This is a genomic window from Streptomyces sp. NBC_01428 (genome assembly GCF_036231965.1).
Lineage (GTDB): Bacteria > Actinomycetota > Actinomycetes > Streptomycetales > Streptomycetaceae > Streptomyces.
On record NZ_CP109499.1, the window covers coordinates 8,250,557 to 8,275,777 of the forward strand.

29 protein-coding genes and 1 pseudogene are annotated in these 25,221 nt (G+C 71.8%); 16 read left to right on the plus strand and 14 right to left on the minus strand.

What is annotated here, in order from left to right; genetic code table 11:
- Positions 1-11: 11 nt before the first annotated feature.
- Positions 12-203: pseudogene (locus OG406_RS35955) on the minus strand (DUF5133 domain-containing protein); the annotation flags it as partial.
- Between the two features lie 324 nt (positions 204-527).
- Between OG406_RS35955 and OG406_RS35960 the strand changes: the two are divergent.
- The 5 genes from OG406_RS35960 to OG406_RS35980 all read left to right on the plus strand — a co-directional run bounded on the left by OG406_RS35960 (position 528) and on the right by OG406_RS35980 (position 6,361).
- Positions 528-1,043 (plus strand): pep a2, encoded by a 516-nt coding sequence (locus OG406_RS35960; protein WP_081222681.1) that lies wholly within the window; start codon positions 528-530, stop codon positions 1,041-1,043.
- A gap of 42 nt (positions 1,044-1,085) precedes the next feature.
- Positions 1,086-3,212, plus strand: a complete 2,127-nt coding sequence (gene glgX, locus OG406_RS35965) for a glycogen debranching protein GlgX (RefSeq protein ID WP_267051734.1) — start codon at positions 1,086-1,088, stop codon at positions 3,210-3,212.
- 112 nt (positions 3,213-3,324) lie between these two features.
- A complete protein-coding gene (locus OG406_RS35970) occupies positions 3,325-4,713 on the plus strand; it encodes an FAD-binding oxidoreductase (protein WP_329189874.1) in 1,389 nt (462 codons plus the stop codon).
- Positions 4,714-4,901: 188 nt separating this feature from the next.
- Positions 4,902-5,417, plus strand: a complete 516-nt coding sequence (locus OG406_RS35975) for a hypothetical protein (protein WP_164370211.1) — start codon at positions 4,902-4,904, stop codon at positions 5,415-5,417.
- 107 nt (positions 5,418-5,524) lie between these two features.
- Entirely contained in the window at positions 5,525-6,361 is an 837-nt protein-coding gene (locus OG406_RS35980; protein ID WP_164370210.1) for a hypothetical protein, read from the plus strand.
- Between the two features lie 27 nt (positions 6,362-6,388).
- Here OG406_RS35980 and OG406_RS35985 read toward each other — a convergent pair whose 3' ends face one another.
- Complete coding sequence (locus tag OG406_RS35985; protein ID WP_329189878.1) at positions 6,389-6,931, minus strand: hypothetical protein; 543 nt, start codon at positions 6,929-6,931, stop codon at positions 6,389-6,391.
- Between the two features lie 362 nt (positions 6,932-7,293).
- On the opposite strand from OG406_RS35985, the gene OG406_RS35990 reads away from it, so the two are divergent.
- Entirely contained in the window at positions 7,294-7,944 is a 651-nt protein-coding gene (locus tag OG406_RS35990) for a DUF4360 domain-containing protein (protein WP_266610622.1), read from the plus strand.
- Positions 7,945-8,039: 95 nt separating this feature from the next.
- On the opposite strand, the gene OG406_RS35995 is transcribed toward OG406_RS35990, so the two are convergent.
- Positions 8,040-8,246 carry a hypothetical protein gene (locus OG406_RS35995; protein ID WP_164370207.1) on the minus strand — a complete coding sequence of 69 codons (207 nt, stop codon included), beginning with the start codon at positions 8,244-8,246 and terminating at the stop codon, positions 8,040-8,042.
- A 196-nt stretch (positions 8,247-8,442) separates the two neighbouring features.
- On the opposite strand from OG406_RS35995, the gene OG406_RS36000 reads away from it, so the two are divergent.
- From OG406_RS36000 to OG406_RS36020, 5 genes are all read left to right on the plus strand, one after another.
- Positions 8,443-8,682, plus strand: a complete 240-nt coding sequence (locus tag OG406_RS36000) for a chaplin (RefSeq protein WP_081222673.1) — start codon at positions 8,443-8,445, stop codon at positions 8,680-8,682.
- Positions 8,683-8,890: 208 nt separating this feature from the next.
- On the plus strand, positions 8,891-9,772 hold the full coding sequence (locus OG406_RS36005) for a hypothetical protein (RefSeq protein ID WP_266610619.1): 882 nt from the start codon (positions 8,891-8,893) through the stop codon (positions 9,770-9,772).
- A gap of 132 nt (positions 9,773-9,904) precedes the next feature.
- Positions 9,905-10,156, plus strand: coding sequence for a hypothetical protein (locus OG406_RS36010; protein ID WP_081222671.1), 252 nt, complete (start codon positions 9,905-9,907; stop codon positions 10,154-10,156).
- 11 nt (positions 10,157-10,167) lie between these two features.
- Positions 10,168-11,346, plus strand: coding sequence for an SPFH domain-containing protein (locus OG406_RS36015; protein ID WP_329189881.1), 1,179 nt, complete (start codon positions 10,168-10,170; stop codon positions 11,344-11,346).
- Between the two features lie 333 nt (positions 11,347-11,679).
- Complete coding sequence (locus OG406_RS36020) at positions 11,680-13,143, plus strand: FAD-binding protein (RefSeq protein ID WP_329189883.1); 1,464 nt, start codon at positions 11,680-11,682, stop codon at positions 13,141-13,143.
- Positions 13,144-13,171: 28 nt separating this feature from the next.
- On the opposite strand, the gene OG406_RS36025 is transcribed toward OG406_RS36020, so the two are convergent.
- From OG406_RS36025 to OG406_RS36035, 3 genes are all read right to left on the minus strand, one after another.
- Positions 13,172-14,119: a TauD/TfdA dioxygenase family protein gene (locus OG406_RS36025; RefSeq protein ID WP_329189885.1), complete on the minus strand. Its 948-nt coding sequence runs from the start codon at positions 14,117-14,119 to the stop codon at positions 13,172-13,174.
- Between the two features lie 303 nt (positions 14,120-14,422).
- Positions 14,423-14,890, minus strand: a complete 468-nt coding sequence (locus OG406_RS36030) for a peroxiredoxin (protein ID WP_081222666.1) — start codon at positions 14,888-14,890, stop codon at positions 14,423-14,425.
- Entirely contained in the window at positions 14,887-15,267 is a 381-nt protein-coding gene (locus OG406_RS36035) for a DoxX family protein (RefSeq protein ID WP_164370202.1), read from the minus strand. The genes OG406_RS36030 and OG406_RS36035 overlap by 4 nt, the downstream gene beginning before the upstream one ends.
- Positions 15,268-15,545: 278 nt before the next feature.
- Here OG406_RS36035 and OG406_RS36040 point away from each other — a divergent pair, with 278 nt between their 5' ends.
- Positions 15,546-15,719 (plus strand): CsbD family protein, encoded by a 174-nt coding sequence (locus OG406_RS36040; protein WP_327410583.1) that lies wholly within the window; start codon positions 15,546-15,548, stop codon positions 15,717-15,719.
- A gap of 135 nt (positions 15,720-15,854) precedes the next feature.
- A complete protein-coding gene (locus tag OG406_RS36045) occupies positions 15,855-16,259 on the plus strand; it encodes an ATP-binding protein (RefSeq protein WP_327411149.1) in 405 nt (134 codons plus the stop codon).
- 73 nt (positions 16,260-16,332) lie between these two features.
- Here OG406_RS36045 and OG406_RS36050 read toward each other — a convergent pair whose 3' ends face one another.
- The 4 genes from OG406_RS36050 to OG406_RS36065 all read right to left on the minus strand — a co-directional run bounded on the left by OG406_RS36050 (position 16,333) and on the right by OG406_RS36065 (position 18,080).
- Positions 16,333-16,686: a hypothetical protein gene (locus OG406_RS36050; protein ID WP_266610608.1), complete on the minus strand. Its 354-nt coding sequence runs from the start codon at positions 16,684-16,686 to the stop codon at positions 16,333-16,335.
- A gap of 169 nt (positions 16,687-16,855) precedes the next feature.
- Positions 16,856-17,161, minus strand: coding sequence for a hypothetical protein (locus OG406_RS36055; RefSeq protein ID WP_266610606.1), 306 nt, complete (start codon positions 17,159-17,161; stop codon positions 16,856-16,858).
- A 109-nt stretch (positions 17,162-17,270) separates the two neighbouring features.
- Positions 17,271-17,705: an ATP-binding protein gene (locus OG406_RS36060; RefSeq protein ID WP_081222661.1), complete on the minus strand. Its 435-nt coding sequence runs from the start codon at positions 17,703-17,705 to the stop codon at positions 17,271-17,273.
- Positions 17,706-17,819: 114 nt separating this feature from the next.
- Positions 17,820-18,080, minus strand: a complete 261-nt coding sequence (locus OG406_RS36065) for a WhiB family transcriptional regulator (protein WP_081222660.1) — start codon at positions 18,078-18,080, stop codon at positions 17,820-17,822.
- Positions 18,081-18,333: 253 nt separating this feature from the next.
- Between OG406_RS36065 and OG406_RS36070 the strand changes: the two genes are divergently transcribed.
- On the plus strand, positions 18,334-19,053 hold the full coding sequence (locus OG406_RS36070; protein ID WP_267051743.1) for a GAF and ANTAR domain-containing protein: 720 nt from the start codon (positions 18,334-18,336) through the stop codon (positions 19,051-19,053).
- A 106-nt stretch (positions 19,054-19,159) separates the two neighbouring features.
- On the opposite strand, the gene OG406_RS36075 is transcribed toward OG406_RS36070, so the two are convergent.
- The gene (locus tag OG406_RS36075; protein WP_329189892.1) at positions 19,160-20,374 is read right to left on the minus strand and encodes a phospholipase D-like domain-containing protein; all 1,215 of its coding nucleotides are present in this window, start codon (positions 20,372-20,374) and stop codon (positions 19,160-19,162) included.
- Between the two features lie 450 nt (positions 20,375-20,824).
- Between OG406_RS36075 and OG406_RS36080 the strand changes: the two genes are divergently transcribed.
- Together OG406_RS36080 and OG406_RS36085 are read left to right on the plus strand one after the other, a co-directional pair.
- Positions 20,825-21,235 carry an ATP-binding protein gene (locus OG406_RS36080; RefSeq protein WP_081222657.1) on the plus strand — a complete coding sequence of 137 codons (411 nt, stop codon included), beginning with the start codon at positions 20,825-20,827 and terminating at the stop codon, positions 21,233-21,235.
- A gap of 180 nt (positions 21,236-21,415) precedes the next feature.
- Positions 21,416-21,910: a MarR family winged helix-turn-helix transcriptional regulator gene (locus OG406_RS36085; protein ID WP_267051745.1), complete on the plus strand. Its 495-nt coding sequence runs from the start codon at positions 21,416-21,418 to the stop codon at positions 21,908-21,910.
- Positions 21,911-21,963: 53 nt separating this feature from the next.
- Here OG406_RS36085 and OG406_RS36090 read toward each other — a convergent pair whose 3' ends face one another.
- Genes OG406_RS36090 through OG406_RS36100 form a run of 3 tightly spaced genes read right to left on the minus strand, consistent with a single transcriptional unit; the run spans position 21,964 to position 25,174 of the window.
- Positions 21,964-23,712: a PP2C family protein-serine/threonine phosphatase gene (locus OG406_RS36090; protein ID WP_329189894.1), complete on the minus strand. Its 1,749-nt coding sequence runs from the start codon at positions 23,710-23,712 to the stop codon at positions 21,964-21,966.
- Complete coding sequence (locus OG406_RS36095; RefSeq protein ID WP_329189896.1) at positions 23,709-24,782, minus strand: ATP-binding SpoIIE family protein phosphatase; 1,074 nt, start codon at positions 24,780-24,782, stop codon at positions 23,709-23,711. Before OG406_RS36095 ends, OG406_RS36090 begins: the two co-directional genes overlap by 4 nt.
- Complete coding sequence (locus OG406_RS36100; protein WP_329191090.1) at positions 24,779-25,174, minus strand: anti-sigma regulatory factor; 396 nt, start codon at positions 25,172-25,174, stop codon at positions 24,779-24,781. The genes OG406_RS36095 and OG406_RS36100 overlap by 4 nt, the downstream gene beginning before the upstream one ends.
- Positions 25,175-25,221 lie beyond the last annotated feature (47 nt).

Here is a 25,221-nt window from a genome sequence, read left to right on the forward strand (position 1 = left end):
GCCGGAACGTCCTGGATGTAGACCTCGGCGGCGTCCGCCGCCTCGCGCGCGCAGCGCTTCCCCATCAGGACGCACAGGGTGTAGCCGGTGTTCTCGAAATTCCCCCGCACCACGTGGTCGGCGGGGGTCGCCAGATGCAGACGTTCCCAGGCCCGGTACCGCTCCAGATGCCGGGCGACCTCGGATTTGGCAGGCAGCAGCATCACGCTGGTCACCTTCCCGATCTCTCGACCGCGCACGGCTCGCCCGGGAGGCGAGTGAGGGCCGCACGCGAAGGGGAGCCGGTCCGTCACGCACCGACACCCTCACTCATGGTGCCTGTACGGGCACCGAGCGTCTTGTTGGTTCTTCAACTACGGCGGCGCCGCGCGCGACGGTCCCGGCCGCTCTCGAGTTGCACGTATGGAGTAGCACTCCCACTCTGGGAGTGACTCAGGAGCGATCACTGCTCACGCTTCGTGTTCGGGGCCCGGTCCCACAGGGATCCGGGAAGGGGCGAGAGCCTCGCCGGTGAGGAGCAAACGACGATGAAAGCCGCAGTTCCCTGCTACTACCACCTCGACGTGGAGCTCAGCCCCGAAAGGGTCGGACAGGTCAAGCGCATTCTGGCCGCACACCTCCGGTACTGGAACCTGGAGAATCTCGTCGAGTCCGTCTGCCACTGTGCCGAAGCGCTGCTTCGCACGATCGAGCAGCACGCCACGGACAAGAACACGACCATCGAGATGTGGTGGAACGGCCAGCGACTCATCGCCGCCGTCTCGGACAACAGTCAGGACATCCGTCCGCACAACGCGCCCCAGGGATGTCTTGCCCAGATCGCCGCGCTGAGCGACGGCTGGGGCGGCTGTGCCACCGACGTCGGCGGCAAGATCATCTGGTTCTCGTGGCGTGCCCGCGCGGCCGAACACGCCCCGCTGGACCCGCCGCTGCCGGCCCCCAGCCTGCGCGAGGCGCGGCGGACGCCCCGGTACCTCGTGCTGCCGGAGACCGCCCTGTCCACCGCCCGCGACGACAGCGAGGCGGTCGCCGCCCGCGGATGAACCCGCCAGGACAGGCGGTCGTGCCCACCGTACGGTGATCACGTGCTCACCACCTGGAACGGGCGCCCCTACCCGCTGGGGGCGACATACGACGGCGAAGGAACCAACTTCGCCCTGTTCACCGAAGTCGCCGAGCGCGTCGATCTCGTCCTGATCGACGCGCTCGACGACGTCCGGACGGTCCCGCTCACCGAGGTCGACGGCTTCGTGTGGCATGCCTACCTCCCGGGCGTCGGCCCCGGGCAGCGTTACGCCTATCGGGTGCACGGCCCCTGGGACCCGGCCGCGGGCCACCGGTGCAACCCGGCGAAGCTGCTGCTCGACCCGTACGCCAAGGCGGTCGACGGGCAGGCCGACAACGATCCCTCCCTCTTCGAGCACGATCCCGGCGGCCCGTCCTCCGCCGACAGCGCGGGCCACACCCTGCTCGGCGTGGTCACCGACAGCGCCTTCGACTGGGGCGACGACCGGCCACCGCTGCGCCCCTACGCCGAGACGGTGATCTACGAGGCCCATGTGCGCGGCCTGACCCGGACGCACCCCGGGGTGCCCGAGGAACTCCGCGGTACCTACGCGGGCCTGGCCCACCCCGCCGCCATCGAGCACCTGACCTCGCTCGGGGTGACGGCGGTCGAGCTGATGCCGGTGCACCAGTTCGCCCAGGACGGTTTCCTGCGCGACCGCGGCCTGTCGAACCACTGGGGGTACAACACGATCGGCTTCTTCGCGCCGCACAACGCGTATGCGGCCCACGGCACCCGGGGCGAGCAGGTCGCCGAGTTCAAGTCGATGGTCAAGGCACTGCACGCGGCCGGCCTCGAAGTGATCCTCGACGTCGTCTACAACCACACCGCCGAAGGCAACGAGAACGGCCCCACCCTCTCCTTCCGCGGCATCGACAACGCCGCCTACTACCGCCTGGTGGAGGGCGACCGGGCGCACTACTACGACACCACCGGCACCGGGAACAGCCTGCTGATGCGGCACCCCAACGTGCTCCAGCTGATCATGGACTCGCTGCGCTACTGGGTCACCGAGATGCACGTGGACGGCTTCCGCTTCGACCTGGCGGCCACCCTGGCCCGGCAGTTCCACGAGGTGGACCGGCTCTCGGCGTTCTTCGACCTGATCCAGCAGGACCCGGTGGTCGGCCGCGTGAAACTCATCGCCGAGCCCTGGGACGTGGGCGACGGCGGCTACCAGGTCGGGAACTTCCCGCCCCTGTGGTCGGAGTGGAACGGCAAGTACCGTGACTGCGTGCGGGACTTCTGGCGTTCCGGCGACCACACCCTCGGCGAGTTCGCCTCCCGGCTGACCGGATCCTCCGACCTCTACCGGCACGACCGCCGACGGCCGCGCGCCGGCATCAACTTCGTCACCGCGCACGACGGGTTCACCCTGCGCGACCTGGTCTCCTTCAACGACAAGCACAACGACGCCAACGGCGAGGGCAACCGCGACGGCGACAACGACAACCGGTCCTGGAACTGCGGCGCGGAGGGCCCCACCGACGACGAGGGCGTCCTCGAACTGCGCGGCCGGCAGCAGCGCAACCTCCTCGCCACCCTGCTGCTCTCCCAGGGCGTCCCGATGATCTCCCACGGCGACGAACTCGGCCGCACCCAGCGCGGCAACAACAACGCCTACTGCCAGGACAACGAGATCTCCTGGATCGACTGGAGCCTCACCGACGAGCAGCGGGACCTCATGGAGTTCACCCGGCGTGCCATCGCCCTGCGCGCCGCCCATCCCGTCCTGCGCCGCCGCCGGTTCTTCCTCGGGGACACGGTGACGCACGAGGGCCAGCCGCTGCCCGACCTGATGTGGCTGCGCCCCGACGCCCGCGAGATGACCGACGAGGACTGGACCCGCTCCGACGCCCACGCCGTCGCGGCCTTCCTCAACGGCGACGCGATCGCCGAGACCGACCCGCGCGGCGGCCGGGTGGTCGACGACTCCTTCCTGCTCCTGCTGAACAGCCACTGGGAGCCCGTCGTCTTCCGCCTGCCCGACGCCACGTACGGCGAGCGGTGGGCGGCGCGGATCGACACCGCCGACCCCCTGGGCGTGCCGGACGAGTCGGAACGCAAGGCGGGCACCGACGTCCGGGTCGAGGCCCGCGGTCTCGTGCTGCTGTCCCGACCGCCCAGGACCGGAGGTCGGGCGTAGGCTGGTCGTGAATCGGGCTGGAACGGGCGCATCGGACCCATCGGCGGGACCGGCGACGGGCCCAGGGACCGGCACCGCAACCCCGAGCGGTCCCCGGATGCGGTGAACCCACATGGCCATGACGCCGGCAGAAGCGGCGCGCAAGGAACTCTCCGGTTTCGAGGGGCAGCTGATCGGTCCCGACGACTCCGGTTACGACGAGGCCCGTGCCGTCTACAACGGGATGATCGACCGGCGGCCCGCCCTGGTGGCGCGCTGCACCGGTCCCGAGGACGTCGCCCGGGTGATCGGCTTCGCCCGGGACCACGCGCTCCCGCTCGCGGTCCGGGGCGGCGGCCACCACGGCGCGGGCCTCGGCACCTGTGACGACGGGGTGGTGCTCGACCTCTCCCCGCTCAAGGACATCGAGGTCGACCCGGCCGCACGGACGGTGCGCGTCGGCGGCGGCTGTGTCTGGGGCGAGGTCGACCGGGCCACCAACGAACACGGGCTGGCCACACCGAGCGGCATCATCTCCACCACGGGCGTCGCCGGCATCACGCTCGGCGGCGGCCTCGGCCACCTCAGCCGCAAATACGGCCTGACCATCGACAACCTGCTGGAGGCCGACCTCGTCCTCGCGAGCGGCGAGCATGTCCGGGCGAGCGCCGACGAGAACGCCGACCTCTTCTGGGCGATCCGGGGCGGTGGCGGCAACTTCGGCGTCGTGACCTCCTTCCTGTTCCGGCTGCACGAGGTGGACACGGTCGTCGCCGGGCCCACCTTCTGGCCGGCCGAACTCGGCGCCGAGGTCCTCACCGCGTACCGCGACTTCCTCCCCGACGCCCCGCGCGAGCTGGGCGCCTTCTTCCTGTTCGGCTCGGTCCCGCCGGGACCGCCGTTCCCGGAGGAGACCCATCTGCGGAAGGTCTGCGGCGTGGTCTGGTGCCACCTCGGCGAGGACACCGACGCGGCCGCCCGGGCGATGGCGCCCCTGCTCGACGCGCTGCCCGCGCCCCTGCTGCACGGCCCGGCCCCGATGCCGTTCCCCGCGCTGCAGTCCGCGTTCGACGGCGTCTACCCGCCAGGCGACCAGTGGTACTGGCGCGCCGACTTCGTCGACGAGATCCCCGACGAGGCCGTCACCGTGCACGCGCGGTTCGGCTCCGAACCGCCGACCTGGAAGTCGACCATGCACCTCTACCCGATCGACGGCGCCGTCCACGACCACGCCGCCGAGGACACCGCCTGGAGCTACCGCGACAGCCGCTGGGCCTCGGTCTTCGCGGGGGTGGACTCCGACCCGGCCAACGCCGGTCTCGTCGAACGGTGGAGCGTCGAGTACTCCGACGCGCTCCACCCGTACTCCGCGGGCGGCGCGTACGTGAACATGATGATGAACGAGGGGCAGGAGAGGGTGCGGGCCGCCTACCGCGGCAACTACGACCGGCTGGCCCGGGTGAAGGCCGACCGGGATCCCCACAACCTGTTCCGCCTCAACCAGAACATCGAGCCGGCGTGACGCCCGGGAAACGTGATGTGCAGCACGCGCGGAATTAGCCCTCCCGGGTGACGCGGAAACGTTCTGGCTGGGCACGGCTTGATCGCTGATCAAGGAAAGCGAAATACCTGGCCACAGGGTGTCCGGCTCATTTGACACGTCGTTGAGGGCACAGATAGGAACAACTCTCTGAAGTGGAGAGGTGAACTGTGCGCGAGCCGAACGTGGTCGGGGACTGGCAGGAGTACGACGAGCATGCCGGCCTGCGTGTCCGCGTCCACGGGGTGGAGAAGGCGGAGCCCCCGCGGGGGCGGGACGACGCCGCCGACGACCTCACCTACTTCCGGTTCCGGGTGACCGTCGAGAACCGCACCACCGAGCATTTCGGCATCCACCTCGAAGACGGCCAGATCGACATCCGCGTCGGCCCCGACGGTGAGAGCGCCTTCCTCGACTGGCGGAACTCGCAGTTCATCGAGGGCTTCGACGTCTATCCGCTGCGGCGGGCCACGGCGGTCCTCTTCGCCGCGGGACCCGACACCGCGCTGCACCGCGTGGACATCCAGGTGGCGCTCAAGGTGGACGACGAGTGGGCCGAGCGCTTCCTGTGGGCCGGCGGCGTCGAGAACGACGAGGTCCTCGAAGGGGACACCCGCCCCGACACGGCCCGGGACAGCCTGGCCTGTCAGGTGAGCAACTTCCTCCGGCGCGAAGCGGAGTCCTGAAGCAGCCCCTGACGGCTCGGCTCCGGTCACCTCGGCCGACGCGGCCCACCCGGCGACACGATGCCGGGCGACCGGTGTGCTCCGATCTGCCCGGCTAGGGTCGGCTGATGAGCCGAACCGAAGCGCGCTCCGAAGGGGCGGGGCCGTTCACCACCCGGCTGACCTGGCGTCTCATGGACGGGCGGACGGCCGTCTGGGAGTCGCGGCGGGCGCGCAAGCGGGGCCTGCTCAGCGTCCGTGAACCGGGAGAGACGGCGGCCCGTTCCCGGCGGGCGGACACCGTGTCGATCGGCCGGCTGCGCAGACTGAACACTGTCGCGGCCACCGCGTTCACGGTCGGCGGTGCCCTGTTCGCCCTCGGCGCCGGAGTGGCCCAGTACGGATCGCACGGCTCCTCGGGCGCCTGGATCTACTTCGTCGGCGGCCTCTTCTTCAACACCGGCGGCTACGCCTCCCTGCTGCAGGCGGTCAACGCCCCACGCCAGGACAGCACGGCGGGTGTCCTCGCCGGGCGCCGCTGGAGATGGTGGAGCTACGAGCCCGGACGGATCGACTGGCTGAGCACCTTCGTGCTGTTCGTCGGAACACTCGTGTTCGGCGTCAACCTGCTGGACTCGCTGCTGCAGGGCCTGTCGGTACAGCAGGTGAACCGGCTGATCTGGGCCCCCGACCTCGTCGGCTGTGCGCTGTTCCTGGTCTCCGGGCACCTCGCGCTGGTGGAGGTCTGTCACGGCCGTCCGCGTGTGCTCGCCCACGAGGTGGGCTGGTGGATCGTCGCGATCAACCAGCTGGGCTCGGTGCTCTTCCTCGTCTCGGCGCTGGCCGCCTTCACCCGCCCCGAGACGGGCAGCCTCGTGAACATCGACATCGCCAACTGGGGGACCCTCGCCGGAGCGCTCTGCTTCTCGGCCGGGGGAGTGATCCAGTTCTTCGAGCGTCCCTGAGATCGTGCGCGGCGGGCGCGCGGACGGTCAGCGGTCGCCGGCCGGGTTGCCCTCGACCCACTGGATGAGCAGCTTCCGTACGTACGGGTTGCCCTCCTGGGCGGCGTGCGCCAGTCGCTCCGCGCTCGCCCGTGCCGTCCGCCAGCCCGCGGGACCGTCCTCGTCGTGGGCCCGGTCCGCGGCGGACAGGGCGTCGGCCGCGAGAAGGCGCAGCTCCTCCGCCAGGTCGTCGTCCGCGGCGGCCCGGTACGCCTCCAGGCGCAGCGCGGCAAGGTCCGCGGGGGAGGGGGCGGGCCGCACGGGCGGCTGCGCGTAACCGCTCACCGCTATCACCACGCAGAAGGTGGCGACGTCCCGCCGGCTCTCCGACTGGCCCTTCGCGACGGCGGGCGCCAGCCAGCTGGAGGCCCGACGGTGCGAGACCGCCGTGGCCGCGACGAGGGCGACGGCAAGGATCGTGAACGGGACCCAGCCACCGAGGAACCAGCCGATCGGCCCGAGCACCAGAAAGCAGACGGCACTGCTCATCCATATGCGACGGCGGCCCAGTCTCAGGTGTCGTGGATCCATGGGCCTCAGTGTCGCAGGGGCGTGCGCGGCGCGAGGAGGGGGCGGGCGATTCGCACGGGCCCGTCGTCTTTCGGCCCCCGTCGCGCCAGGTGTGAACGGCGGGTGCCGAATGGCCGGAGTTCGTCCTGTCCGCCCCGGCCCGCCCTCCATACGATTCGGTCGCTCCCCGGGCTTCACGGCTCCTTCACAATCGGGGGCGGGCTGCGCATGCCGTCATGTCATGTGCATGCTCAAAGGAGCCGGACGTGTCCAGCGCAACGGTCCGCGACGGTCCCCCCTACGTACGGGGGACCGCACCCCCCTTTCACCGCGGCGCACCTCCGTGCCGCCGCCGGAACACCGACGCAACGGATTGGAACACCATGGCTGGTGGGCTTTTTCTGGGTGGCGCGATCGCCGCCCTGTTCGCCGCGGCGCTCCCCCTGTCGGACCCGTCCTCCGGGATCGTCGACCCGCCCCCGGACAAGATCGTCATCAAGGTCGCCACGGTGAACGGCTCGGGCTGCCCCCAGGGCACCGCCGCCGTCGCTGTCTCTCCCGACAACACCGCTTTCACGGTGACCTACAGCGAGTACCTCGCCCAGGTCGGGGGCAACGCCGACCCGACCGCGTTCCGCAGGAACTGTCAGCTCAACCTGATCGTCCACGTCCCCCAGGGCTTCACCTACGCCGTCGCCAGCGCCGACTACCGCGGGTTCGCCTCGCTGCAGCGCGGCGCCGCCAGTACGGAGAAGGCCTCGTACTACTTCCAGGGGTCCTCCAGCACGGCCGCCATCACCCACCCCTTCCGTGGCCCCTACGACGACAACTGGCAGACCACGGACACCACGGAGTGGTCCCAACTGGTCTGGGCCCCCTGCGGAGTTCAGCGCAACTTCAACATCAACACGGAACTGCGTGTCAACGCGGGCACCTCGACGCCCGGCAGCAGCAGTTTCATGACCATGGACTCGACGGACGGTGACATCAGCACCGTCTACCACCTCGCCTGGAAGGAGTGCCCCGCCTCCTGACCCGTCGGCCCGACGGGCAGCGGCTCGGCCGGCTCCCTCGCAGGGGAGCCGGCCGAGCCGTCACGCGCACACCGGCGGCGCCGCCGGACGGGTGCCTAGGGCAGCAGCTTGTCGAGCGCCGCCGGACCCTCCTTCTCGAGCTTGCGCTCCGCCCAGGCGAGGTTCTCGGGCGTGACGTCGCGGCCGGCGGCGAGCACCAGATCCTCGGCCGTCACGGGCCCCTCGGTCCCGGTGTGCAGCAGCGCGTCGGGGGTCGCCCGGTCCTCGGGGGGTACGGACGCGTCGGGCTGGCTCGTTGACATGGTCTCTCCCTGTTCCGCCTGATCTGTCTCTCACGCTACGGGCATTCCGTACACCCCGCGCGACGCGCCCGTGGCCCTCCCGGCCCGCGGGCGGCCGTGACGGAGCTGCCCCCCGTTCGGCCGAACTGCGATGTCCCTCGCCGCTTCCGGAGGTGATGGTGGAGGAGCTCGCACCCCCACACCGAAGGAGCTTGGAATGCGTATTCGTCTGATGGCAGCCGCCGGACTCGCCAGTGCCGCCCTGCTGGCCACCGCCGGGACCGCCGCCGCCGACCCCGGTCCCGACGCGGTCGGTGTCGCGGCGAACAGCCCCGGCGTCCTGTCCGGCAATGTCGTCCAGATCCCCGTGGACCTCGACCTCAACGTCTGTGGCAACACGGTGAACGTGGTGGGGCTGCTGAACCCGGCGCTCGGCAACTACTGCGAGAACGACTGACGATCGCGGTCCGCCGGGCAGGGTCCGTCCCTGCCCGGCGCACGGCAGGAGCCGGCGGGTGTCTCCCGTCGGCTCCTCGTCGTTCCCGGTGAACTCCTCCCGTGCGGTCAGTCGTTGCCCGACGTCCATCACCTTGGTCTGTACATGCCTATCCCGGCGGGGTCAGACTGTGCGCCGACCAGTCACCCCCCACCGAGGAGCAGACCTGATGCGCACGACCGCACGGCAACGTTGTCACCCGGTCCTGGCCGGTCTCGTCACACTCGCCACGGCCGCCGTCCTCTCCGTCGTCACCGGCGCGCCCGCGACGGCCGCCGACACCTGGAACGAGGTGGGATCGGACCGCGCCGACCCGCTGACCGAGAGCCAGGGTCTCGCCTCCGTCGAGGTGCCCGCGAACAGCCCCAACCGCTACACCGGCATCGGCACGATCCCCGTCGGGGTGAGCAGCCGCGGCTGGAACCACGTCGGCGACCCCGACACCTCCTCCGACGGGCATTACATCGAGCCCTACCAGAGCGACTCCGGCACTTCCAAGATGTTCCGGGTGCAGGCACCGGGCGGCGCCTGGTCGGAGTACGTGCACGCGCTCGGCGCGGGCGAGGCGCCGAACAACTCGTTCGTCGCCGTCACGCCGGGCGGATCGTGGATGGTCTCCGGCGAGTACGGCACGATGGACCGGCTGCTGGTGTTCCCCACCCCCGGGGTCAACCCGGCCACCTCGCCCGGGGCGAACCTCCCGCAGGCCTCCACCGTCCACCTCGACCACGGCGTACGGGACGTACAGGGCTGCGACTTCGTCACGTCCACCCGGCTGCTGTGCTCGTCCGACGACCCGGCCGGCACCCTCTTCGGCATCACCAAACCGCTCCTCCAGATCGACCTGACCGCCGAGCCGAACGGCACCGCGGACGTGACGGGCCATGTCACCGCGCTGCGCCAACTGCCGCTGCGCAGCTCCTGCTCGGGCACCTTCGAGGCCGAGGGCATCGACTACGACCGGCGGACCGCCACCCTGCGCGTGATCGTCGTGTCACCGGGCTTCTGTGTTCTGACCGACAGCAAGACCTACCGCTTCACCAGGAGTTGAGCCCACACTTCGGTGACGGAGCGGGCGCGTACCCCCTCGGGCCTCCTCCGGGGGCGAAGGGGGGCGTACGCGCCCGAACGGGGTAGGTCTATCGTCAGAGGCAGATTCAGAGTGATGGGGGGGTGGCCGGCTGTGGTGCAGGACGAAGCCGTGATCGGCTGCACGGGGGAACTGCTCATCGGCACACGTGGATCCGCCGGTCCCGGCGAGATCCTGGTGCGAGTGAGAGGCGGATCCGAGACCTTCCTCGCCTGGTCTCGGGAGCCCCTTCCGATCGGGGCGACCGTGCTCGTGATCGAGTCCCGAGGATGCCGTGAGGTCGACGTCATCCGGTGGACGGATCCGCTGGACGCGCTCGACGGCGACGCCGTCGGCGCAGGCTGAGGAGGAGAAGTATGTTCGGTTATCGCGTTCCCGCTCCCGATGAGGCGATGTTGATCTCGGGTGGCAGGCGGGGACTGGGGGGCGCGCCGTTCCGCGTGGTGACGGGGCACGGCAAGTTCGTGCTGCCGGTCTTCCGCAAGACCCGCTTCCTGACGCTGTCGATGTGCGAGTCCGAGGTCACCGAGACCTGTGTGACCAGGCAGGGCATCTCGCTGCACGTCCGTGCCGTGATCGCGTTCAAGGTCGGCAACGACACCGAGAGCATCATCAACGCCGGGCAGCGGTTCCTGTCCGACCAGGACCAGATGTCGATCCTGACGGGCCGCATCTTCGCGGGGCATCTGCGGTCCATCATCGGCTCGATGACGGTCGAGGAGATCGTCACCGAGCGGCAGAAGCTCGCCGCCGAGGTCCTGGACACCTCGAAGCTGGAGATGGCGAAGATCGGCCTGATCGTCGACTCGCTCCAGATCCAGTCGATCGACGACGGTGACACCGGCTACATCGACGCGATGTCGGCGCCCCACAAGGCCGCCATCCAGCGCCAGGCCCAGATCGCCCAGGCGCAGGCCACGCAGGCCTCCGTCGAGGCCCAGCAGGTCGCGGCGCGCAACCAGGCCGAGTACGCCCGGCAGACCGCGATCGTGCAGGCCGAGTACTCGGCGGAGGTGGACCGGGCGCAGGCGCAGGCCGCTCAGGCCGGCCCGCTCGCCCAGGCCCACGCCCAGCAGGAGGTGCTCGCGGCGCAGACCGAACTCGCCGAGCGCGCCGCCCAGTTGCGCCAGCAGCAGCTGGTCGCCGAGATCGTCCGGCCGGCCGAGGCCGAGGCCGAGCGCATCAAGGTGCTCGCCATCGCCGACGCCGAGCGCATGAAGATCCAGGCCGAGGCGGCCGCCTCGCACGACCGGGTCGCGCTCGACCGGATGCTGATCGACCAGCTCCCCCTCATCGTGAAGGAGGCGGCGGGCGGTCTCGCCGGAGCGAACGTCAACGTCCTCAACGGCGCCGACGGCCTCGGCGAGATAGCGGCCGGCCTGGTGGCGCAGGGCCTGACGATCCTCGACTCGGTCCGCCAGAACCTGAGCGGCCAGAACGGCCAGGGCGCCGAGCAGTCGAGCGGCCGGCTCGAACTCCCGGGCTTCTCCCGCCCGGAGAAGGAGGACGGCACGGAGGGCGGTTCGTCCTCCTGACCTGAAGTCCGCGTTCCGCCACGGCGGCCACCGCCGTGTCACGGCCCTCCGAGCGTTGCGGGGACGACCGCGACTCCCGCTTCGACGGGGACGGTCGTGATCGGCGCGTCGGACGTGATCCGCGGGCCCACCGCCTGACAGCGGCCGCCGTCCCTCCCGGGGCGGCGGCCGCGTCGTTCCCCGCCCGGTACGCGCGTACCCCACGCACCTCACGCACCTCGCCGTACTCGGCACCCCAAGGACCTCGATCGAAACAACAGGCTCCTGAGTCGCCCAAGTCCCCTACACTCTGCGCAAGTTGATCGTCAGACGCGGCCGCCCCAGGAGGAGCGCATGCCCCGGAAACCCTCGCGACGTACCGCACTGCACGGCCTCGCCGCCGGCGCCGCCGTCATCGGGTTCGATCCCTTCACCCGGAGCTGGGCGGCCACCGACACCGGCCGCCCGCTCGCCCGCCTGCCCCGGCTCGACGGGAGCGTGCGCACCGACGACGCGTCCCTCGCCTCCGCCTCCGACGACTTCGGCCACATCGTCCACCGGCGCCCGCTCGCGGTGCTCCGGCCGGGTTCGGTCCAGGACATCGTCGCGATGGTCCGTTTCTGCAACCAGCACAAGCTGTCCGTCGCCCCGCGCGGCCAGGGGCACGCCACGCAGGGGCAGGCCCAGGTCGACGGCGGTCTGGTCATCGAGACGAGCCCGCTCGCGGACATCGGTCCGGTCGGGCGCGGCAGCAAGGCCGTGACCGTCGGCGCGGGCGCCAAGTGGAGCGACGTCGTCAAGGCCACGCTGGCCCACGGGCTGACCCCGCCCACCTTCACCGACTACCTCGAACTCTCCGTCGGCGGAACGCTGTCGGTCGGCGGCGTCGGCGGCCAGACCCACCAGCAGGGCGCCCAGGTCGACAACGTGCGCGAGCTCCAGGTCGTCACCGGCGCCGGAGACCTCGTCCGCTGCTCACCGACCGAACGCCGGGACCTGTTCCTCGCCGTGCTCGGCGGACTCGGCCAGTGCGCGATCATCGTCGGCGCCACGCTGCGCCTGGTGCCCGCGCCCCGGGCCGTACGCCACTACCTGCTCCCGTACACGGACCTGCGCACCTTCCTCGACGACCAGCGGCTGTTGGTCCAGGAGGGCCGGTTCGACTACGTCGAGGGCCAGGTGACCCCCGACGCCGACGGCGCCTTCAACGGCTACCTCATCGAAGCCGTCGCCTACGGCCCGCCCGTCGGACCCGCCCCCGACGACACGGTGCTGCTGCGCGGACTGCGCCACGACCCGGCCGGGGTCCAGACGAGCGACCTCCCCTACTACGACTTCCTCGACCGGCTCGCGGCGAGCGTCGCCGCCCTCAAGGAGGCCGGCCTCTGGGCGTTCGCCCACCCCTGGCTGAACCTGTGGCTGCCGGGCCGCTCGGCCGCCACGCTTACCGCGTCCCTGCTGGAGGACCTCACCCCGGCGGACCTCGGACCCGGTGTCGTCCTGCTGTACCCGGTGCTGCGGAAGAACCTGCACACCTCGCTGCTGCGCACGCCCGACGACCCGGTGCCCTATCTGCTGGCCGTCCTGCGCACCACCCCGCCCGACGACACCACGACCGTCGACCGGCTCCTCGCCGCCAACCGCGCCGCGTACGAGACGGTCCACGCGGCCGGCGGCACCCACTACCCGGTCGGTTCCGTCCCCTTCGGCACCGCGGACTGGCGCGAGCACTTCGGACCCGAATGGCGCCGGCTCGCCACCGCCCGCCACACCTACGACCCGCGCGGAGTCCTGGTCCCCGGACAGGGCGTCTTCTGACGCTCCGCCGTCGCCGGCCGGCCCGGGCTCACCAGCGCCCGGGCTCGCTGCCGGTGATCGGCACCGACGGCTTCCCATCGACCCCCTCCGGGACGTCACCGGCCAGCATCACCCGGTGCATGACCCGGGGGTGGTCGACGTGGGCGGTGTCGCTCGGCGCCAGATGGATGGTCGCCCGGTTGTCCCAGAAGGCCACACTTCCCGGCTCCCACCGGAAGCGCACCGTGTACTCGGGCCGGACGGCCTGCTCCAGCAGCATGTCCAGGATCGCCCGGCTCTCCGGCCGGGACACGTCCAGGATCTGCTCGACGTAGTAGCCGTTCACGAACAGGACCCGCTCACCCGTCTCGGGGTGCACCCGTACCAGCGGATGCTCGGTGGCGACCTGCCGGTCGAGCAGATGACGCGCGTACGCGTCCTCGCCGGGGCGCGTCTGGTATCCGACGCCCAGCCGGTGCTCGGCGCGCAACCCGTCCACGAAGGCACGGACGGGGGCGGACAGACCCGCGTACGCGGCGGCCAGATTCGACCAGGTCGTGTCACCGCCGTACGGCGGTACGGTCTCGGCCCGCAGGATCGTCGCGGCCGGCGGGTCGACCCGGGCGCCGTGGTCGCAGTGCCAGCCGCGCAGCAGCGAGTGGCGGCGGCGCCGCAGCCATTCCTCGTGGTCCATGCCGTACCGCCCGCCCAGTTCGAGGCGGTCGGCCGTCGTCTCGACCTCGGGGAAGTCCTTCGGGGAGGCGCTGCCACGGGAACGCAGGCGGACCGGCTCGCCGAAGCGCCGGGCGAACGCGACCTGAGTGGTGTGGTCGAGCCGCTGGCCGCGGAAGAACACCACCTTCCAGCGCAGCACGGCCGCCCGGATCGCGGCGACCACCTCGTCCGGCAACTCCTCCGCCAGGTCGACTCCCGTGATCTCGGCGCCGATGTGTCCCGCCGCCGGCTTCACTTCGAGACGTGTGACCTGGTCCGTCATGGTGGCTCCGTTGATCGTCCTGTCCGTGTCGGGTCCAGCATGACCGGTGGCCCGGGCACCCGACAGGGCGCCTCGAACGGAAGGCGGCCGCCGCACACGGGAGGCGCGCCGCACACACGGGGTGTGCGCCGTGTCGCGCAGCCGACGCGTCGCACTCCCTGGTGGCGGAGCGTGCCGGGTGTCCAGAATGAGGCACAGTGAACGGGCCCCACCCTCCATCCGCATAGGGGCGGGGTCCGTTCACACGTCACGACACGCCAAACCTGGACCGGCAGTTCGCCGACCCGCGCCGTGGGCCGGGGCTCAGCCCTTGTGGTCGCGCAGAGCCGCGAGAGCGCGGTCGGCGTGGGCGCTCATGCGCAGTTCGCTGCGGACCACCTCCAGGACGGTGCGGTCCTGCGCGATGACGAAGGTGACCCGCTTCGTCGGGGCCAGCGAGAAACCGCGCTTCACCCCGAACCGCTCCCGTACGGTGCCGTCGACGTCCGACAGCAGCGGGAAGCCGAGCGTGTGACGGTCGGTGAACTCCTTCTGCCGGTCCACCGCGTCGCCGCTGATGCCGACCGGCCTGGCGCCCGCGCCGGTGAACTCCGTGGCCAGGTCCCGGAAGTGGCAGGCCTCGGCGGTGCAGCCGCTGGTGAGGGCGGCGGGGTAGAAGAACAGCACCACGGGGCCCTCGCCCAGCAGTTCGGACAGGCTCCGGTTCGTGCCGGTCTCGTCCGGCAGCGTGAAGTCCTCGACGGTGTCGCCCACGTTCACCCGTGTCGTCATGACCGTCCCTCCCCGGCGCGCGCGACGCCACGCGCCCACATCACCAGCGGCACCTGGAGCGGGAGCCGCGCGAGGGCGGCCGCCTTGAGCGGCGCCGGACGGTTCCGCCAGTCCACGGCCATCTGCACGTTCGCGGGAAAGACCCCGACGAAGAAGGCGGCGGTGGCCAGGGCCGCGACCCGGCGGGTGCGCGGCAGCGCCACCCCGGCCGCGAGGGCGAACTCGACCACTCCGCTCACCCGCGTCCAGGTCCGCGCCGCTCCTGGCAGAACGCGCGGGACGGTGGCGTCGAACTGCCGGGGCACGGCGAAGTGGGCGACGCCCGCGGAGGCCAAGAGGCCTGCGAGCAACAAGGGTGAGCGTTCGGACCGTGGCACGGTTCCTCCTCAGGGGGCCTGTCGCGCGATATTACTGGAGGGTAAGTGGCCATGGTGCGGGCGGGAAGCGTCGATTGCGTGCCACTTGGCCGTGGAGTCGGTCAGCGACGTGATTCCCGCGGTGTCCGAAGAAGGAGCACGGCCCGCGCCCAGGGAGGGCGTCGGTCCCCCGGCCGGGCGAAGTCCGCGGAATGCGGAGGTCTCCGGGTTTGGGTCATCGATTCACGGTCAGCCGTAGTAATGAATCGCATTGTCGAGCAGTGAGGACGTGAACTGCCATGGCCGAGAGCGACAGGACCCGCGCCAGGATCGAAAAGGCGAAGGGCAAGGCCAAGGAGACCGTCGGACGTGCGGTCGGCAATGAACGCATGACCGCCGAGGGCAGGATCGAACAGTCCAAGGGCGACGCCCGGCAGGCCAAGGAAAAGGCCAAGGACGCATTTCGGCACTGATGACGGCCAATTCGACAGGGCCCGTCGTGTGTATTGCGCGACGGGCCCTGAGTATTTCCGGCAGGAGAGGTGGAGCGAAGAATGTGCGGGGAGTACCAGAGGTCGTCCACCGACACGGTGGCTGTGGCGCGGCACATGACCTCGACGGGGCCCGAGAGCCCGGCCGACGCGCGGCAGGCGGTCCGGCGCGCCCTCGCGGCGCGGTCCGGGGATCCCTCGTGGGCCGACGAGGACGCCGTCGGTGACGCGCTGCTCGTCGCCTCGGAACTGGTCAGCAACGCGATGCTGCACGGCGGCGGTGTCACCGGGTTCGAGGTGACGCCGACCGAGCGGGAGGTGCGGCTGTCGGTGAGCGACCGCAGCGATCGACGCCCCGCGTCGGCCGGGCGGTTCGACGACACGGGACGGCTGCGGGTGGGCGGGCACGGCTGGATGATCGTCTGCAGGCTCGCCAGCGACGTGGCCGTCGCGCCGCTGCGGGCGGGAGGCAAGCGGATCACCGCAGTGGTGCCGCTCGCACCGTCCGCTGTGAGGGTCTGAACTCGGGTGGGCCCCGGAACGACGGGCCGTCGGAAGGACAGGCCGTCGCAAGGAGGGCCGCGGTGTCGACGGCTCAGGCCGTCAGGGCGTGGGAGGACGCGGAGGACCTCCGCGGCGCGCTCGTGACCGTGGCCGAGGGGCGGGCCGCCGCCTGGACCTGGTAGGTGGTCTTGGCGGGGTCGACCAGCGCGTCCCCCAGCACGATCCGGCCCGCCGCGTGCAGCGCGTCGCACTCGCCGGTGGGCAGGGCGACGTAGCAGCCGCCGCGTCCCGTGCGGGGATCGAGGGGCATCCAGTAGCCGTACCGGCGACGGCCGTTCGCGTGCACGGTGAGGCGGACCGCGAACCGCCGCTCGGTTATCAGACGCAGCACCTCGGCCCCGCCGGCGCTGAGCGGGGTACGGGTCCGGGGGAGCGGCCGCAGCATGGTCACCATCCTCCGATCGGGCCTCGCGGCGCGGTACGGGGGTGCGGGGTGAGCGTCATGAAGATGCGGCCTTTCGACGGACGGGTCGGATCACGCATCGCCCGGGGCGGTGACGTTCTCGCTGCTCGGCATTGTTCCGCAGCGCACTGACAACGCGGGCGGAGCTGGTTCAGCGGCGTCGCGCGGCTGCCTGCGCGCGGTTGGCCCGGGCGGTGAGCTGCCCCTGGACGAAGGGGTCCGTGGCGGGGTCGTACGACCCGGCGTGGTCGGAGAGCGTGTCGGTGATCCGCTCCCACTCGTCCAGTTCCGCCCGCGCCGCGAGCGACTGCCGCTCGTCGGCCGTACCGTCCTCGGCCGCCCGTTCGGCCTCTTCGCAGGCCGCCTTCGCCTGGTGGTGGTTCATCCCCGTGGCGGCGTCGCGGACCCGCTCCCAGGCCGCGTGCTCCTGTCCGGACGGCTCGTGTTCCGTGCTCAATGCGTCACCTTGATCGTGTGGGGGGACCGGTTCCTTCACCGGACCCGTGTGCCCTGTTCGAGGGAAAGGACACCTCCGAGTCCGTCGACGGTTCCCTCCACGGCCTTTCTCACCAGGGCAGGAAGGCGTGGATGTCCTTGCCGTCGGGCCGCACGATCACACTGACCTGGTCGCACAGGGCGTTGACGAGATGCCACCCGATGCCGCCCCCACCCTCCGAGGGGCGGAAGCGGCGGGGGGCGGGCCGGGTGGTGCTGCCGTCGCGCACGGTCACGTGCACACCGTCGAAGGTGGGGCGCATGAGCAGCTCGAAGGGGCCGGGAGCGTACTGGATCGTGTTGGCGGCCAGCTCGGTGACCACCAGCAGGATGTCGTCCCAGTGCTCCTCCGCCGAGGGTGGCGCCGTCCGGGCCAGGGCGCGCAGATAGCCGTCCGCGGCCAGCCGCGCGTCGGTCACGTTGCGCAGCTCGCCGCCGAACGCGGTGGTGAGCGTCCCGAACTCCTCGTATGACGGCTTCTTGTTCCCGCTCGGATCGATTTCCATCGCGCCCTTCGTTCGGATCTCGTCGGCGGTACGTCTTGCGCTCTGTCGCGACCGGGCCACCTGGATCCGTACCCGGTCCTGTTCCGAGGACCCGGTCTCTCCCCGCTGTTCCGGCTAGGCCGAGGCGTCCTGCGTACGGCGGCGTGCCCGGCGGCGAGCCAGCGAACGCCGCTCGGTCTCGCTCGTACCGCCCCAGACACCCACGCTCTGGCCCGACTCCAGCGCCCAGTCCAGGCACGCCTCGCGGACCGGGCAGCCCTCGCACACGGCCTTCGCCTCCTGGATCTGCAGCACGGCGGGGCCGGTGTTGCCGATCGGGAAGAACAGGTCGGGGTCGACGCTGCGGCAAGCCGCGGAATCACGCCAGTTGTCCATTGCGGGCCTCCTGTGGCTGTAGCGGATGCGTTCTCCGGTGTTCGGTCCTCTCTCGGGTCACCAGTGATCGCCCCTGTGAAACGGGCCGGGCGTGCAAAGATCCCGTGGATGCCGAAAAAGTCCGGCCCCGGCTGCGGCGCTCAGGCCCGCGGGAAAGCCGCACGCGGCCCGTCCTCTTGCACCCGACCGGCGCGGGGGGCGCGCCGGGGTGGCAAGATGGAACCCCGGGTGAACGGCGGTTGCGATTCGACGAATGAGCAGGTGGCCCATGGTGCAGGAGTCCGGCGACGTCTGGGAGAAGTTTGCCGTCGCCTTGGCGGACATGGCACGCGACCTGCTCGCACAGGACTCCGTCAAGGGCACCCTGGACCGGATCGTGGAGCACGCGAGCGTGCTGATCAACGGCTGCGACGAGGCGGGCATCCTCACCGTCCGGCGCGGCGAGGTCAGCGCACTGGCCGCGACCAGCGACGTCGTCCGCATGGCGGACCGGATCCAGCAGGACCTGCGGGAGGGGCCGTGCTTCGACGCGGTCACCGAGCGGCAGCAGCTGTACGCCATCGAGGACCTGCGGCAGCCGCACGAGAAGTGGTCCCGCTTCGCCCCCGAGCTGAGGAAGCTCGGCATGGGCAGCATGATGGGCTTCCTGCTGTTCACCGAGGACGACGAGCTCGGCGCCCTCAACGTGTACTCGCACCGGCCGAACATGTTCGACGAGACGGCCCAGCGCGCCGGCTGGATACTCGCCTCGCACGCGGCGGTGGCCCTGTCCGCGGCCCGGACGCACCAGCAGCTCTCGCACGCGCTGGAGACCCGCCACGAGATCGGTGAGGCGATGGGCATCCTCATGGAACGCCACGGCCTCAGCGAGGACAACGCCTTCAACGTCCTGAAGAAGGCGTCCCAGGACCACAACATCAAGCTCCGCGAGATCGCCCGCAAGGTCTGCGAGACCGGCGAGCGTCCCACCTGACCCGTACGGCCCGGCAGCACTGCCGGGCCGTACGGCCGCGACGGTCCCGTACGTACCCCTTCCGGATCGCCGACCGGGGCGGCGCGGCTCCATCGGCGGAGAGCGGCTAGAGGAAGCGGCGCAGGGGGGCGACCGCCAGCTCCTTGGCCCGCTGGAGCGGGGACCGGCGCCGCCAGCGGCCCGGCTCGATCGTCACGGCCTGCTCCCGGTCCTCGTCGAAGTCAGCGTCGAGGGCCGCGGTGAACGACTCGTCCAGCACCGCGAGCATGACCTCCTCGTCGTGTTCCATCGACCGGCGGTTGAAGTTGGTGGACCCGATCAGGGACGCCACCCCGTCCACGGTCATGATCTTGGTGTGCAGCATCGTCGGCTGGTACTGGCGGATCTCCACACCGGCGGCCAGCAGCGCGTCGTAGTAGTGCTGGCCGGCGAGCTGGCAGGCGCGCTGGTCGGTGTGCGGACCCGGCAGCAGGATCTCCACCCGCACCCCGCGGCGCGCGGTCGCGCACAACAGGTCCACGAAGTACGCGTCGGGTGCGAAGTAGGCCGTGGACAGCCGGAACCGCTCCTCGGCGGAGTCGAGCACCACGCGGATGAGGGTCTGCATGTCCTGCCAGCCGAAACTGGCCGACCCGCGCACCACCTGGACGGTCGCGGTGCCCGGCTGGGCCTGCTCGGTGAACCGGTCACGGTCGTCGAACAGCTCGTCGTGGCACTCCGCCCAGTTCTGCGCGAACGCGGCGGCGATGCCGTCCACCGCCGGCCCTCGCACCTGGACGTGCGTGTCCCGCCACTCGGACGGTCCGCGCGCGTCCCCGCACCACTCCTCGGCGATCCCCACGCCTCCGGTGAACGCGACGTGTTCGTCGATGACCAGCGCCTTGCGGTGACAGCGGTGGTTCTGCTTGAGCGGCGAGAGCCACAGCGGCTTGCGGAACCACGCCACCTGCACACCGGCGGAGGTCATGGACTCCAGCAGCTCCCCCTCGATCCGCTTCGCCCCGAAGCCGTCGAGCAGCAGCCGTACGCGCACCCCCGCGCGGGCCTGGTCGGCGAGCGCGGCCGCGAAGTCGCGGGCTATCTGCCCCCGCCAGTAGACGAAGGTCATCATGTCGATGGTGTGCTCCGCGGACCGCACCGCGTCGAGCATCGCGGCGAAGATCCGGTCGCCGTTGCGCAGCGGCAGGAGTTCGTTCCCCTCGGTCGCGGCGATGCCGATGAGCCGCTCCAGTCGTCTTCGGAGCCGCTGCTTGCGCCGCACCGCCTCCGCCGGATCCACCGGCCCGTTCCCCTCGACGCGTGCCGTGATGGTCTGGGACATCCACCGTCTCCTGTTGTCCGTGCCGTGTACCGCCTCCTCACCCCGGGCGGTGTGAAGAGGTGTGGGGGAGTGGTGACCCTGTCCGGGACCTGCCCGCACGGGCCACCACCCCTCCCGCTCGACCGTGTCGGTCTTCGGGGTCGCCCGGCCCCTTCGCCCGCCACGGGAGCGACGTCGCGGGACGCCCTTGGGCGTTCGCGACGCGATCACAGGTGCCCCCGAAACGCCGCGCCACTCCTCGGCGGCCCCCGCGTGTCCGGTCCGGCACGCGCTGTCCCGGCAGCCCGCCGGCCTGTTACCTGTGATCGCGTTGTGAAGGTGCGTGAAGCCGTGACATGGCATCGGGGGGTTCGGGAATAAGGGGGACAGCCCGCCCCACACCCCGGTCCGAAACGGAGTGGCGCCGCGTCCTCGGCGTACGGACGGGAAGCACGTCAAGGGAGCTGATGGATGACCACCGTAGAACAGCCCTCCGACGTCTGTTCCGTGTCCGGTGCGAGCCTGGAGAGAAGCCCGGAGGCCGCCGTGCACGCCAGGGGGATGGCCCGGGCGTTTCTCGGCAGCCTGCCCCGGCAGGTGCCGCGCGAGGCCGCCGAGGCCGTCAGCCTCGTGGTCTCGGAACTGGTGACGAACGTGGTGCGCCACGCACGCGGGCGGAACTGCAGCGTGGACCTGCGGGACATGGGCCACGGCGTCGGGATCTCCGTCTCCGACGACGACCCCGAGCCGCCGCGTCAGCGCCGGTTCGATCTCAGCGGAAAGGGCGGCTTCGGCTGGCCGCTCGTGCGCCGCCTCTGCTCCGAGCTGACCGTTCTCTCCCGCCCGGACGGCAAGACCGTGCACGCCGTCGTGCAATTCTGACGATTCCGAGGAACGAGCATCATCCGCGATCCAGCGCCGACCGTCGCCCGCGACCGAGTTCGCCCCGCCGGCGGCAGAGCTCCCCATCCGTGGGGCGAGCGATCACGTGCAGACGAGATCGCCGACCGTCCGTGCGGTGCGCCGGCCGCGCCCGGGTTCGCGGGGAGCACGTGATGACCCGTGGTGGATGACGGGGACCTGAACCGCGCGGCGGCGCCCGGCCACCGTCCCGAGGCGGTCGCCGGACGGACGGCCGACGCCGTCGAGGAACTGGTGGAGCTGTGGATCTCGGCCGGGCAGACGGTCGTCCCCCGGCTCTCCGCGCACCAGCTGAAAGCCCTCAGGGCCGTGGGGCAGCGGCACGAACTCACCCTCACCGGCCTGGCCGAGCGCGTGGGCATCGCGCTTCCCGCCGCCAGCCGCCTCTGCGACCGGCTGGAGGCCGCGGGCCTGCTGCGCCGCGTGCCGCATCCGGGCAACCGGCGTGCCCTGCACCTGCTGCTCACACCGCTGGGCAGCACGGTCCTCACGGAGATCGGCGAACGGCGGGCCCAGATCCTCGCGGCCGTCCTCGCGGGCATGACCCCGCTCCAGCGGAGGTCGTTCGAGGAGGGACTGCGGGCCTTCCAGGGGGCACGCCGGACGTCCTCCGCCGAGTTCCCGCCCGGCGCGTAGCGCGAAAACGCGCCCCGGGTCCCCGCCCGGTGCCCCGTCGCGGGCGCGGGACGTCAGGCGGTCGATCGCCCGGGACCCGGGTGCGCCCCGGTGTCACCGACGTGGCACAGGAGCAGACAGACGTCGTCGTCCCGCTGCGAGTCACGGAGCATCGGGTCCAGGATCCGGTCGGCGGCGCCCTCCAGATCGCGGTCCAGGTCCGCCGCGCGCTGCGCGCCGAGCGCCTCCGCCAGCCGTCGGATGCCCGGGTCGATGCCTTCGGCCCGCCGCTCCACCAGACCGTCGGTGTAGAGAGCGAGGGTGGAACCCGGCGGGAGCTCGGCCGTGTGGTCGCGGATCTCCTGATGCAGCGGGATGCCGAGCATCGCGCCGGGTTTGGCGTCCAGGACGCGCACACCCCCGCCGGGAGTGCGCAGCACGGGCGGCGGGTGCCCCGCGGCGGCCCAGGTGACGGTGGACTCGTCCGGGTGGAAGCGGGCGATGACGGCCGTGGCGTACAGGTCGGGCTGGAGATGGTGCAGGAACACGTGCAGCCGGGTGAGGAGCTGACCCGGCGTGCCGCCGTCCACCGCGTACGCCCGCAGGGCGGTGCGCAGCTGGCTCATCATGACGGCGGCCCGCAGTCCGTGGCCCGTCACGTCGCCCATGACGGCGACCAGGCCCCCGTCCGGCTGCTTGAAGGCGTCGTACCAGTCGCCGCCGATGTTCAGCCCGTGGGTGGCCGGCAGGTAGCGGGCGGCCAGACCGAGGCCCGGTGTCGTGGGCAGGTCGGTGAGCAGCGCGCGCTGCAGGGTCTCGGCGATGTCGCGATTGTGCTCGAACCGCTGGGCGTGGTCGATCGCGGTGCCGGCTCTGCGGGCGAGTTCGACGAGCATGACGGCGTCGTCCGGCCCCCACGGATCCTCGGGCGGTGTCAGCGTCAGCACCCCCAGCGGGGCGTGCCGGGTCGGCAGCGGGATGCACAGCAGCGGCTGGTCGGGGCGGAGCGCCGAGGGCGGCAGGTCGTCGACCCCGGGCAGACCGCCCGGACGGTCCGCGGCGTACTGCGGACGGCCGGTGCGGGCCGCGGCGACGGCGGCGGCCGGGCGGGGGGACCGCTTGCGGACGTCGTCGTCGAGCAGCCATACCTCGACGCTCCGGGCGTAGCCGGGGACGAGCAGCTGGGGCAGCCGGTCGAGGATCTCCTCGTGGTTGAGCGAGGCCGTCAGGGCCGCGCTGGCGTCGGCGAGGAACGTCAGCCGGCGCCGGGCGCTCTCCGCCTCCGTGCGGGCGGCGCGCTCGGCGGCGAACAGCTCGCGCTGCACCAGGCCGGCCGCGTCGAGTTCCGCGTGCAGCGCGAGAACACCCTGGTTGGTCTGGTGCAGCTCCTCCCGGTGGAAGGAGACCAGTTGCTCCTGCTCGCTGAGCCTGTCCAGGATCCGTGAGGTGTCCTCGTCCGCGCTGAGCAGGGCGTCGGCGAACGCCTTGCGGTCCCGCGGCACCCGCGCCGCGCTCTCGCCGCGCCCGGGCTCCTCCACGGCGACGCTCGCCTGCCAACTCGGCTTGCCCGCCGAGCCGTTGGCCACAGCGGCGAGGGCGACGGTGATCCTGCCGGGACCGCCGTCCGCCGAGGGGGGCGTGCCGTGCAGGGTCATGACCCAGCTGCCGCCCTTGACCAGGGACTGCCGCAGCTGGGCGCTCAGGGCGGTGACCAGACGGGTGCGCTCCACCGTGGACACGCCGTGCGCCGCCGCGAGCCGTGCGGCGGCGATACGGGCGCGCGCGGCGTCGTCGACCGTGGCGATCTTCCAGGTGTCGGTCATGGGCGGCGATCCTGCGGGGTCGGGGTCAGCACGGCCACGGTGGTGTCGTCCCGCACCGGACGGGCGGCACTGCTGGAGTCCCGCACGATCACCGCGGCGGTGACCGCGGGGTCCCAGGCGGTCGGCGGACCCACGGCGGGCGGGGCCCAGCGGCTGGGCAGCCCGTCGCTGTGCAGGACGAGGAGGCTGTCGGACGTCCACGGCACCCGGCACTGCGGCAGCCGCGCCGGCCGGTGCGCGCCCACGATGCCCGGGTGGGACAGCAGCGGCCGCCAGGTGTCCCCGGTCAGCAGGCGGGCCCCGATGTTGCCGATCCCCGCGAAGTCGAGGTGGCCGGTGGCCAGGTCGAGCCGCGCCACCGCGACCGCCGCTCCCCGGGTGTCGCGCAGCCCCGTGTGCAGTTGCCCGAGCAGTTCCGCCGGAGGCAGGTGGGCGAACAGGTGCAGGTGCTCCACGGCCGCCCCGGACGCCTTCGCGGCGGCCTCGCCGTGGCCGAGCCCGTCCGCGAGGAGCAGCGTGACGTGGTCGCCGGCGCGGACGCAGGCCCAGGCGTCGCCGGAGTGGTCGGCGGCGGCCAGCGGGATGTTGATCCCGCCGGCCCGCACCGCGGCGCCGGCCTCCGGGACGCGGTGTCCCGCCCGGTCCCTGCGCGCGGCGTGCACCCGCGCCAGGGCGACGGTGCCCTGCCCGGGCACGGAGTGCACCTCGAAGTGGTCGGCGATACGGCGGCAGGTGCCGAGCCCCGCGCCGAGCGAGGCGGTCGTCGAGAAACCGTCGCGCGAGGCGGAGGTGAGGTCGGCGATGCCCGGCCCGTGGTCGATCGCGGCGATCTGGAGGGCCGGGCCGCGGCCCGTTCCGGGCAGCGCGAGGTCGGCGTCCACCATGTCGATCAGTATCTGCCCGCCGCCCCCGTGCTTGAGCAGGTTGGTCGCCAGTTCCGTCGCGACGAGCGCGGCGACGGCCGTACGGTCGCGGCTGAGCCCGGTGTGCTCGGCGGCCGCCTCGGCGGCCACCCGGACGTCCCGGACCCGGGTGGAGTCGTGGACGGGAACGTCCCAGACACGCGTCATCGGCTCTCCCGGCGGGGCGGTGGGGGACCGGCGGTCCAGCAGATAACGGTCACCGCGGTGCCCTCTCCCGGACGGCTGTCGATGGAGAACTCGTGCACCAGCCGGCGCGCTCCGCCGAGACCGAGGCCGAGGCCGCCGCCCGAGGTGTAACCGTCGCCGAGCGCGCGCTCGATGTCGGTGATGCCGGGCCCCTGGTCGGCGAAGGTCAGGCGCAGTCCCCGTGCCGCCCCGGTCTGCAGGACGGTGGACTCGACCTGACCGCCTCCGCCGTGGACCAGCGTGTTGCGGGCGAGTTCACTGGCGGCGGTCACGAGCTTGGTCTGGTCCACGAGTCCGAAACCGAGTTCTGCGGCCGCCTGACGCACGTGCTGGCGCACCCACGCGAGATCCATGTCGGTCCGGATCGGCAGGCAGGCGGTGACGCGGCCGGAAGTCTCCG

Excerpts from the sequence above, each read along its gene's own strand:
- OG406_RS36090 (WP_329189894.1), bottom strand. The coding sequence starts at position 23,712 with ATGACCGACACCTGGAAGATCGCCACGGTCGACGACGCCGCGCGCGCC.
- OG406_RS36005 (WP_266610619.1), top strand. The coding sequence starts at position 8,891 with ATGCGCACGACCGCACGGCAACGTTGTCACCCGGTCCTGGCCGGTCTC.
- OG406_RS36015 (WP_329189881.1), top strand. The coding sequence starts at position 10,168 with ATGTTCGGTTATCGCGTTCCCGCTCCCGATGAGGCGATGTTGATCTCG.
- OG406_RS36040 (WP_327410583.1), top strand. The coding sequence starts at position 15,546 with ATGGCCGAGAGCGACAGGACCCGCGCCAGGATCGAAAAGGCGAAGGGC.
- OG406_RS36025 (WP_329189885.1), bottom strand. The coding sequence starts at position 14,119 with ATGACGGACCAGGTCACACGTCTCGAAGTGAAGCCGGCGGCGGGACAC.
- OG406_RS35980 (WP_164370210.1), top strand. The coding sequence starts at position 5,525 with ATGAGCCGAACCGAAGCGCGCTCCGAAGGGGCGGGGCCGTTCACCACC.
- OG406_RS35960 (WP_081222681.1), top strand. The coding sequence starts at position 528 with ATGAAAGCCGCAGTTCCCTGCTACTACCACCTCGACGTGGAGCTCAGC.
- OG406_RS35970 (WP_329189874.1), top strand. The coding sequence starts at position 3,325 with ATGGCCATGACGCCGGCAGAAGCGGCGCGCAAGGAACTCTCCGGTTTC.
- OG406_RS36045 (WP_327411149.1), top strand. The coding sequence starts at position 15,855 with ATGACCTCGACGGGGCCCGAGAGCCCGGCCGACGCGCGGCAGGCGGTC.
- OG406_RS36095 (WP_329189896.1), bottom strand. The coding sequence starts at position 24,782 with ATGACGCGTGTCTGGGACGTTCCCGTCCACGACTCCACCCGGGTCCGG.
- OG406_RS35990 (WP_266610622.1), top strand. The coding sequence starts at position 7,294 with ATGGCTGGTGGGCTTTTTCTGGGTGGCGCGATCGCCGCCCTGTTCGCC.
- OG406_RS36070 (WP_267051743.1), top strand. The coding sequence starts at position 18,334 with ATGAGCAGGTGGCCCATGGTGCAGGAGTCCGGCGACGTCTGGGAGAAG.
- OG406_RS36020 (WP_329189883.1), top strand. The coding sequence starts at position 11,680 with ATGCCCCGGAAACCCTCGCGACGTACCGCACTGCACGGCCTCGCCGCC.
- OG406_RS36060 (WP_081222661.1), bottom strand. The coding sequence starts at position 17,705 with ATGGAAATCGATCCGAGCGGGAACAAGAAGCCGTCATACGAGGAGTTC.
- OG406_RS35985 (WP_329189878.1), bottom strand. The coding sequence starts at position 6,931 with ATGGATCCACGACACCTGAGACTGGGCCGCCGTCGCATATGGATGAGC.
- OG406_RS36000 (WP_081222673.1), top strand. The coding sequence starts at position 8,443 with ATGCGTATTCGTCTGATGGCAGCCGCCGGACTCGCCAGTGCCGCCCTG.
- OG406_RS36080 (WP_081222657.1), top strand. The coding sequence starts at position 20,825 with ATGACCACCGTAGAACAGCCCTCCGACGTCTGTTCCGTGTCCGGTGCG.
- OG406_RS36065 (WP_081222660.1), bottom strand. The coding sequence starts at position 18,080 with ATGGACAACTGGCGTGATTCCGCGGCTTGCCGCAGCGTCGACCCCGAC.
- OG406_RS36050 (WP_266610608.1), bottom strand. The coding sequence starts at position 16,686 with ATGCTGCGGCCGCTCCCCCGGACCCGTACCCCGCTCAGCGCCGGCGGG.
- OG406_RS35995 (WP_164370207.1), bottom strand. The coding sequence starts at position 8,246 with ATGTCAACGAGCCAGCCCGACGCGTCCGTACCCCCCGAGGACCGGGCG.
- OG406_RS36100 (WP_329191090.1), bottom strand. The coding sequence starts at position 25,174 with ATGGATCTCGCGTGGGTGCGCCAGCACGTGCGTCAGGCGGCCGCAGAA.
- OG406_RS36030 (WP_081222666.1), bottom strand. The coding sequence starts at position 14,890 with ATGACGACACGGGTGAACGTGGGCGACACCGTCGAGGACTTCACGCTG.
- OG406_RS36075 (WP_329189892.1), bottom strand. The coding sequence starts at position 20,374 with ATGTCCCAGACCATCACGGCACGCGTCGAGGGGAACGGGCCGGTGGAT.